At 67.9% G+C, this 6,505-nt stretch carries 9 protein-coding genes; 1 reads left to right on the top strand and 8 read right to left on the bottom strand.

Annotated elements, in window-relative coordinates; translation table 11 throughout:
* From AC32QD_RS06405 to AC32QD_RS06370, 8 genes are all read right to left on the bottom strand, one after another.
* Nucleotides 1-118: FAD-binding protein (locus tag AC32QD_RS06405; protein ID WP_492009655.1), on the bottom strand; the 118-nt coding region annotated here is incomplete at its 3' end.
* Nucleotides 119-233: 115 nt separating this feature from the next.
* Nucleotides 234-788: a DUF924 family protein gene (locus AC32QD_RS06400; protein WP_492009653.1), complete on the bottom strand. Its 555-nt coding sequence runs from the start codon at nt 786-788 to the stop codon at nt 234-236.
* A 112-nt stretch (nt 789-900) separates the two neighbouring features.
* Nucleotides 901-2,166 (bottom strand): MFS transporter, encoded by a 1,266-nt coding sequence (locus AC32QD_RS06395; protein WP_492009652.1) that lies wholly within the window; start codon nt 2,164-2,166, stop codon nt 901-903.
* A gap of 110 nt (nt 2,167-2,276) precedes the next feature.
* Nucleotides 2,277-3,347, bottom strand: a complete 1,071-nt coding sequence (gene queA, locus AC32QD_RS06390) for a tRNA preQ1(34) S-adenosylmethionine ribosyltransferase-isomerase QueA (protein ID WP_492009651.1) — start codon at nt 3,345-3,347, stop codon at nt 2,277-2,279.
* A gap of 45 nt (nt 3,348-3,392) precedes the next feature.
* Nucleotides 3,393-3,953, bottom strand: a complete 561-nt coding sequence (locus tag AC32QD_RS06385; protein WP_492009654.1) for a peptidylprolyl isomerase — start codon at nt 3,951-3,953, stop codon at nt 3,393-3,395.
* Nucleotides 3,954-4,123: 170 nt separating this feature from the next.
* The gene (locus tag AC32QD_RS06380) at nt 4,124-4,543 is read right to left on the bottom strand and encodes a hypothetical protein (protein WP_492009650.1); all 420 of its coding nucleotides are present in this window, start codon (nt 4,541-4,543) and stop codon (nt 4,124-4,126) included.
* Nucleotides 4,544-4,637: 94 nt separating this feature from the next.
* Nucleotides 4,638-5,126 carry a pantetheine-phosphate adenylyltransferase gene (gene coaD, locus AC32QD_RS06375; RefSeq protein WP_492009649.1) on the bottom strand — a complete coding sequence of 163 codons (489 nt, stop codon included), beginning with the start codon at nt 5,124-5,126 and terminating at the stop codon, nt 4,638-4,640.
* A gap of 87 nt (nt 5,127-5,213) precedes the next feature.
* Complete coding sequence (locus AC32QD_RS06370; RefSeq protein WP_492009648.1) at nt 5,214-5,645, bottom strand: CBS domain-containing protein; 432 nt, start codon at nt 5,643-5,645, stop codon at nt 5,214-5,216.
* Between the two features lie 190 nt (nt 5,646-5,835).
* Between AC32QD_RS06370 and AC32QD_RS06365 the strand changes: the two genes are divergently transcribed.
* Entirely contained in the window at nt 5,836-6,498 is a 663-nt protein-coding gene (locus tag AC32QD_RS06365) for an RcnB family protein (RefSeq protein ID WP_492009647.1), read from the top strand.
* Nucleotides 6,499-6,505 lie beyond the last annotated feature (7 nt).

The raw sequence follows: 6,505 nt of genomic DNA, 5'->3' as shown, positions 1-6,505 counted from the left end.
CGCCGAGGTGCTCACGCTCGACCACCGCCGTCTTCAGCCCGAGCTGCGCGGCGCGGATCGCGGCCACGTAGCCGCCCGGGCCCGAGCCGATCACGACGACATCGTATTGGGTGCTCATGTCTCCCCTCCGGCAAGGATTCTCTCCTGCAGCGTAAGGGTTGACGCTGAGCGAGGCAATCGACGCGCGCAGGGTCGGCGTTGTCCGATCGGTACGGGTTCAGCCGCGGCGGATATCACCCCATGTAACCGCCGCCGGCGCGGTAGCGCCGCTCGGCCTCGGTGTCGCGGCGGCCCAGCGGCCGGTTGCGGCTGGGGAAGCGGCTGAAGCGGCGGATCACCTCGCGGTGGCGCCGGGCATGGTCGAGGTTCTCCGCTCCCGTCTCCGGCAGCCTCAGCTTGATCAGCCGCACGCAGCGCTCCTGGAAGGACAGGTCCTCGGCATGCATCAGCGGCAGATAGAAGAACTGGCGCCCGGGCTCGGCGACGCGCTTGTCGAAGCCGCGGCGCAACGCCTCGTTGGCGGCGCGCAGCGCCCGGCGGTCGGTGCTGTAGGCCTCGGCCGTGCCGCGGTACATGTTGCGCGGAAACTGGTCGAGCACGATCACCAGTGCCAGCGCGCCGGACGGGCTCGCCAGCCAATTGTCGAACTCGCCCGCGGCGGCGCGCCGCCACAGTGGCTCGAACCGCGCGCGGATCCGGGCGTCGAGCTCCGGGTCCGTCCTGTACCAGCGCTTCGGTCCCACCTCCTCAAGCCAGAAGCGCAGCACATCATCGCTGTCACGCCCCATCGTGCCAGCCTCATTTTACCATCCCGATGTGTTGAATATACCGCCATCGCGCGCGCCACGATATTCCCAATCCGGCGCGCGCGCAGCGAAAACCGACGCGGGCGGCGGTCGGTCAGGCGGGGCTGTCCTCGCTGTCCGGCGCGGTCTCCGCCGCCTGCACCGTGACCTCCTGGGCGATCTCGGCGGTGACCTGGGTGCCCGAGACCAGGCTGATCGGCGCCATCGGCGCCGGCTCGACGCGGCTGCGGCCCACGGTGCTGCGATAGAGCGCATAGGCCATGATCAGCGCCATCAGCACGGCGATGAAGGCCAGGAAGGTGTCGGGGCCGATGCGCTGCATCAGGTAGCCGACCAGAACGGGCGTGCCCGCCGCGCCGACGCCGTTCAGCACGATCAGTCCGCCCGAGGCCGAGGCCATGTCCTCGTTCGCCAGGAAGTCGTTGGTGTGGGCGATGATCAGCGAGTAGGTGGGATTGGTGGTGCCGCCCAGCAGGAAGGCGGTGAGCACCAGTGCCTCGAATGTGCCGCCGAAGATCAGGCCGATCAGGCTGCCCACGGCGCCCAGCCCGGTGACGATGGCGATAAGCTGGCGCCGGTCCATGCGGTCCGAGAGCCAGCCGATCGGGTACTGCAGCGCCAGCCCGCCCACATAGATCGCGCCGATGAAGATGGAGATCTCGGGCGTGGTCAGCCCGATCGCGGCGCCGAACACCGAGGCCATGCCGAACTGGCAGGCGAACACGGCGCCGAGCAGGAAGGTGCTGACGCAGCCAAGCGGCGAGGTGCGGAAGAGCTGGCGCAGCGACATGCGCCGCGAGGTCGAGAAGCTCGGCGCCGGCCCGGCCGAGAGCAGCATCGGCAAGAACGAGACCGAGACCGCAACCGACATGATGACGAACAGGTTGTAGCCCGCCGGGTCCGCAGTGTTGACCAGCCCCTGCGCGGCGATGATGCCGAGCATCTGCACGATCAGGTAGCCCGAGAGGATGCGTCCGCGCGTCTCGTTCGTGGCGCTGTCGTTCAGCCAGCTCTCGGCCGTGACGTAGACGCCCGAGTAGCAAAAGCCGACAAGGAGCCGCATCAGCGTCCAGGCCACCGGGTCGACCACCGACGGGAACACGATGAACGCGGCCGAGATCATCGAGCCCAGCGCCGCGAAGACGCGCACATGGCCGACACGGTGCACCAGCCATGGCGTGAGCTGCGCGCCGCCCAGGAAGCCGGCGAAGTACCCGGCCATGACGAAGCCCATGGTGGACGAGCTGAATGCCTCGATGCCGCCGCGCACGCCGATCACGGTGCCCTGCATGCCGTTGCCGAGCATGAGCAGGAACATGCCGAGAAGAAGCGCCCAGGTCTTGCCGATTGCGCCCGTCATGGAGGGAACCCCAAGGCTGTCTCGCCCGAGCCATGCCGGGACTCGCGCGCGAAAGCTATCCTGAAAACGTCATCGGGGCTGTCGGCGAGAAGCCTCGACCTGCGACCTCGTCACTCACCGGGCGCAGCGCGCGGGATGAGCAGCGAAGCGTCGCCGTAGGAATAGAAGCGATAGCGCCGGGCGATGGCGTGGGCGTAAAGCGCCAGCATGCGCTCGCGCCCCATCAGCGCCGAGACCAGCATGAACAGCGTCGAGCGCGGCAGGTGGAAGTTGGTCATCAGCCCGTCGATGGCGCGAAAGCGATAGCCCGGCGTGATGAAGATCTCGGTCTCGCCGCGGAAGGGATGAATGGTGCCGTCCGGCGCGGCGGCGCTCTCCATGAGCCTCAGCGCCGTGGTGCCGACCGCGATCACGCGTCGGCCCGCCGCCCGCGCCGCGTTGATGGCCGCGGCGGCCTCAGCCGATATCTCGCCGTGCTCGGCGTGCATGCGGTGGCGCGAGACGTCCTCGGTCTTGACCGGCAGGAAGGTGCCCGCGCCCACATGCAGCGTCAGCCGGGCCGTGAGCACGCCGCGCGTGGCCAGCGCGCGCATAAGTGGCGCGTCGAAATGCAACGCAGCGGTGGGCGCGGCGACCGCGCCCGGGCGCTCGGCGAAGATGGTCTGGTAGTCCTCGGCATCCCGCGCATCCGCCGGGCGGCGCTGGGCGATGTAGGGTGGCAGGGGCATCACCCCGGCTGCCGCGATGGCGGCGTCGAGCTCGGGGCCCGTGCGGTCGAACGCCAGCGCGATGGTGCCGTCCGCCGCCTTCGCCTCGATGCGGGCCGTGAGCCCGCCGGCGAAGTGCACAAGGTCGCCCGGGCGAAGCCGCCGGCCCGGCCGCGCCAGCGCCCTCCAGCGGCCCTCTGCCCCGTCCTCGATCAGCGTCACCTCGACCCGGGCCGTGCCGGTGCCGTCGCGCGTCTCGCGCCGGCGCTCGCCGAAAAGCCGCGCGGGGATCACGCGGGTGTCGTTGAACACCAGAATGTCGCCGGCCGCCAGCACCCCCGGCAGATCGCAGACGTGCGAATCCTGCGTTTGCTCCCCGCGCGCGACCAGGAGCCGCGCGGCCCGGCGCGGGCGCACGGGGCGGAGCGCGATCAGCTCCTCGGGCAGGGCGAAGTCGAAGTCGGCGAGCTTCATCGGCCCGCCCTTAGCGGGCAGGGCGGCGGGCGTCCAGTCCCGGGCCTACTTGTGGTCGGCCGCGACGTAGACCTTGATCATGCGATCCGGGTCGCTGACCGCGCCCGAGCCGGGAGCCCCGCGCTTGATCTCGTCCACGTATTGCATGCCGCTGATCACCTTGCCCCAGACCGTATACTGACCGTTCAGGTGCGGCGCCGGGGCGAACATGATGAAGAACTGGCTGTTCGCCGAGTTCGGGTCCTGCGTCCGCGCCATGCCCACCGTGCCGCGCTCGAACGGCACGTCGGAGAACTCGGCAGGCAGGTCGGGCAGGTCCGAGCCGCCTGTGCCGACGCGCGCCGGGTCGTAGCCGTGGTTCAGGTTGCCGTACTTCACGTCGCCGGTCTGGGCCATGAAGCCCTCGATCACCCGGTGGAACGCGACGCCGTCATAGGCGCCTTCGCGAGCCAGCTTCTTGATGCGCGCCACGTGCTTGGGCGCGACGTCGGGCAGCATCTGGATATAGACCTTGCCCGTCTTGAGCTCGATCACCAGGGTGTTCTGGGGGTCCTTGATGTCCACGGCCTTGGCCTCCGTCACTGAGAAGGTGAAGATCACGGCCATGAGCGCCGCGACGAGTCTGATCATGGTAGGGCTGAGCTCCTGTCTGCGGGATGGGGGCCGATCCCCGGTTCGGTCCGTTGGCTCCGGGAATCGCGCGCTTAGATATTCCGAGCCTCATAAGCCACAGCGGCGCCGAGCGATACCCCGGCGCACCCGGCGTGGGCGGCACGTCACCCCTCGCGGGTGAAGGTCCCCGTCGCCGTGCTCGCGTCGCTGGGACGCTCATACCTGCCTTTGAGCGTGGTTTCGTCGATGTGCGAATAGGTCGCCTTGGCGCCGCCATACAGGTGCACGGTCAGCGTGCCGCCCTGGATCGAGGCGGCCGGGTCCTCGTAGGTGCCGGGAGCCGCGTTGCCGCAACTGCCCCAGGAATAGAGCACGTGCGCACTGTCCGCCTGAACATCGCTGACCTTGATGGAACCGGAACAGGCGCCGTCCCAGCTTCCCGACCATGTCCCCTCCCATTGCTGCTTCGCTCCGGCAGCATTGGCGTTCATGGGCTGTGTGGAATCCGGCTTCTTCTGCGAAATTCCGCAAGCGCCAACCGCAAGCGCAAGACCAAGTACAGTAATGGCAATCGCATGTTTCATCGCTCTGCTCCCTTTTTGCGCTAAAGGTTTCGCAACGCAATGACTGTCAGCCGCGAGGGCGGGCATCAAGCCGTATAGACTGGACTCATACTTGCTAGAAGCGCTGCTTCAGCGCCGTGGCGACCTCGGGTGAGACGAATTGCGAGACGTCGCCGCCCATGCGGGCGATTTCCTTGACCAGCTTCGAGGCGATCGGCTGGTACTGGGCGCCGGCCATCAGGAAGACCATCTCGATGCCCTCGCTCAGCGCCCGGTTCATGCCGACCATCTGGAACTCGTACTCGAAATCGGCCACCGCGCGCAGCCCGCGGATGATCAGGCTGGCCCCGACCTCTTCGGCGAAGCGCACCAGCAGGTTGTCGAAGGGCTGAACCGCGATCTGCATGCCGCTGGCGGCGCCGATGGGCGCAACCTCGTGCTCGACCAGGGTGACCCGCTCCTCGACCGAGAACAGCGGCTTCTTCTCGGCGTTGATGGCGACGCCGATCACCAGGCGGTCGACCAGCTTCGCCGCGCGGCGGATGATGTCGCCGTGGCCCAGCGTTACCGGGTCGAACGTGCCGGGATAGAGCCCTGTGCGCACCTGAGCCTCCTCAGCCCCCTGCTACGGCGGCACAGGCAACATCGGGCAGGCGCGCGGGTCAAGGGGAAAGCGGGCGGGCGCGACGCTTTATCCACCGATCATGCTGGCCATCGCCTGGTTTTCCTGCTCGATCTCGGTGATTCGCGCCTTGACCACGTCGCCGATCGAGACCAGCCCGACCATGCGGCCGTCCTCGAGCACCGGCATGTGGCGGAAGCGCCCCTCGGTCATGCGCTCCAGCACCGAGATGGCGTTGTCGGACAGGGTGCAACTCTCGACCTCGCCGGTCATCAGCTCGCGCACGCTGAGATCGAGGCAGCCGCCGCCCCGGCGCGCCAGCGCGCGCACGATGTCGCGCTCGCTGAGGATGCCGGCGATGTCCCGGCCATTCTCGCTGACGATGAGCGCGCCGATACGCTTCTTGTCCAGCCGTGTCGCCGCCTCGGCAACGCTGGAGTCGGGCGCGATCGTCTGGATATCGGCGGAGCCCTTCAGCTCGAGGATCTGCTTGACGATCATGACAAATCTCCCAGTTCCAAACACCCCCGATGGTGCGGTGCAGCGCGATTGAAGTCAACGAAATCGGAATTTCACGGCGCAATTTTCGGTCCGACTCTACGACGGAACCCCGACTTGGAGGCGTTAACCATTTACATCGCCTGAAGGCGCTCCGGGGGCCAAGGCAGAGACAGAGACAGGAGAAATCGACATGAAACCGATGCACACCGTCGCCGCCGCTGCAATCGCCCTGAGCGGGCTGGGACTAGCGTCACCCGCCGCGGCCGGCCCCAGGGCCGACCTCGCGCTCTCGACGAGGGCGGCGCCCCTGATCCAGGTCGAAGACCACTATTACCCCTGGCAGAACAATGACTACGGGAACCAGGGCACCGATCGCGGGCGCTATGGCCCCAACCACTGGGACCGCCGCAATGGCAGCAACAACCATTGGGACCGCCGCCAGGGCAGCCCCAATCACTGGGATCGCCGCCAGGGCAGCAACAACCACTGGGACCGCCGCCAGGGCAGCCCCAACCACTGGGATCGCCGCAGCAGCCAAGACAACCATGGCGACTGGAATCGCGGGAATAATGACTGGCGCTGGGGATACGGAGACAACCGCGACTGGCGCGGGGGCCATGACTGGCATCACACGCATTGGCGCGTCGAGCATCACCCGCGTTACCGGTACTGGCGCGGGCGGCCCTTTTACCGCCATGACTACGTGGTGATCCACGACTACCGCGTGTACCGCCTGCCGCCGCCGCGGCCCGGATACTTCTACGCCCGGGTCAACAACAACGTGTTTTTGGTGGCCGAGGCGACCAAGCGCATCGCCGACGCCTTCGAGTTGCTGAACGCGGCCGGGCACTAGGCCACTA

Source organism: Thermohalobaculum sp. (genome assembly GCF_058622915.1).
The sequence above is the reverse complement of the archived record's forward strand: the minus strand, read 5'-3'. Positions and strand labels throughout refer to the sequence as shown.

Excerpts from the sequence above, each read along its gene's own strand:
- queA (WP_492009651.1), bottom strand. The coding sequence starts at position 3,347 with ATGAAGCTCGCCGACTTCGACTTCGCCCTGCCCGAGGAGCTGATCGCG.
- AC32QD_RS06395 (WP_492009652.1), bottom strand. The coding sequence starts at position 2,166 with ATGACGGGCGCAATCGGCAAGACCTGGGCGCTTCTTCTCGGCATGTTC.
- AC32QD_RS06400 (WP_492009653.1), bottom strand. The coding sequence starts at position 788 with ATGGGGCGTGACAGCGATGATGTGCTGCGCTTCTGGCTTGAGGAGGTG.
- AC32QD_RS06365 (WP_492009647.1), top strand. The coding sequence starts at position 5,836 with ATGAAACCGATGCACACCGTCGCCGCCGCTGCAATCGCCCTGAGCGGG.
- AC32QD_RS06370 (WP_492009648.1), bottom strand. The coding sequence starts at position 5,645 with ATGATCGTCAAGCAGATCCTCGAGCTGAAGGGCTCCGCCGATATCCAG.
- AC32QD_RS06385 (WP_492009654.1), bottom strand. The coding sequence starts at position 3,953 with ATGGCCGTGATCTTCACCTTCTCAGTGACGGAGGCCAAGGCCGTGGAC.
- AC32QD_RS06380 (WP_492009650.1), bottom strand. The coding sequence starts at position 4,543 with ATGAAACATGCGATTGCCATTACTGTACTTGGTCTTGCGCTTGCGGTT.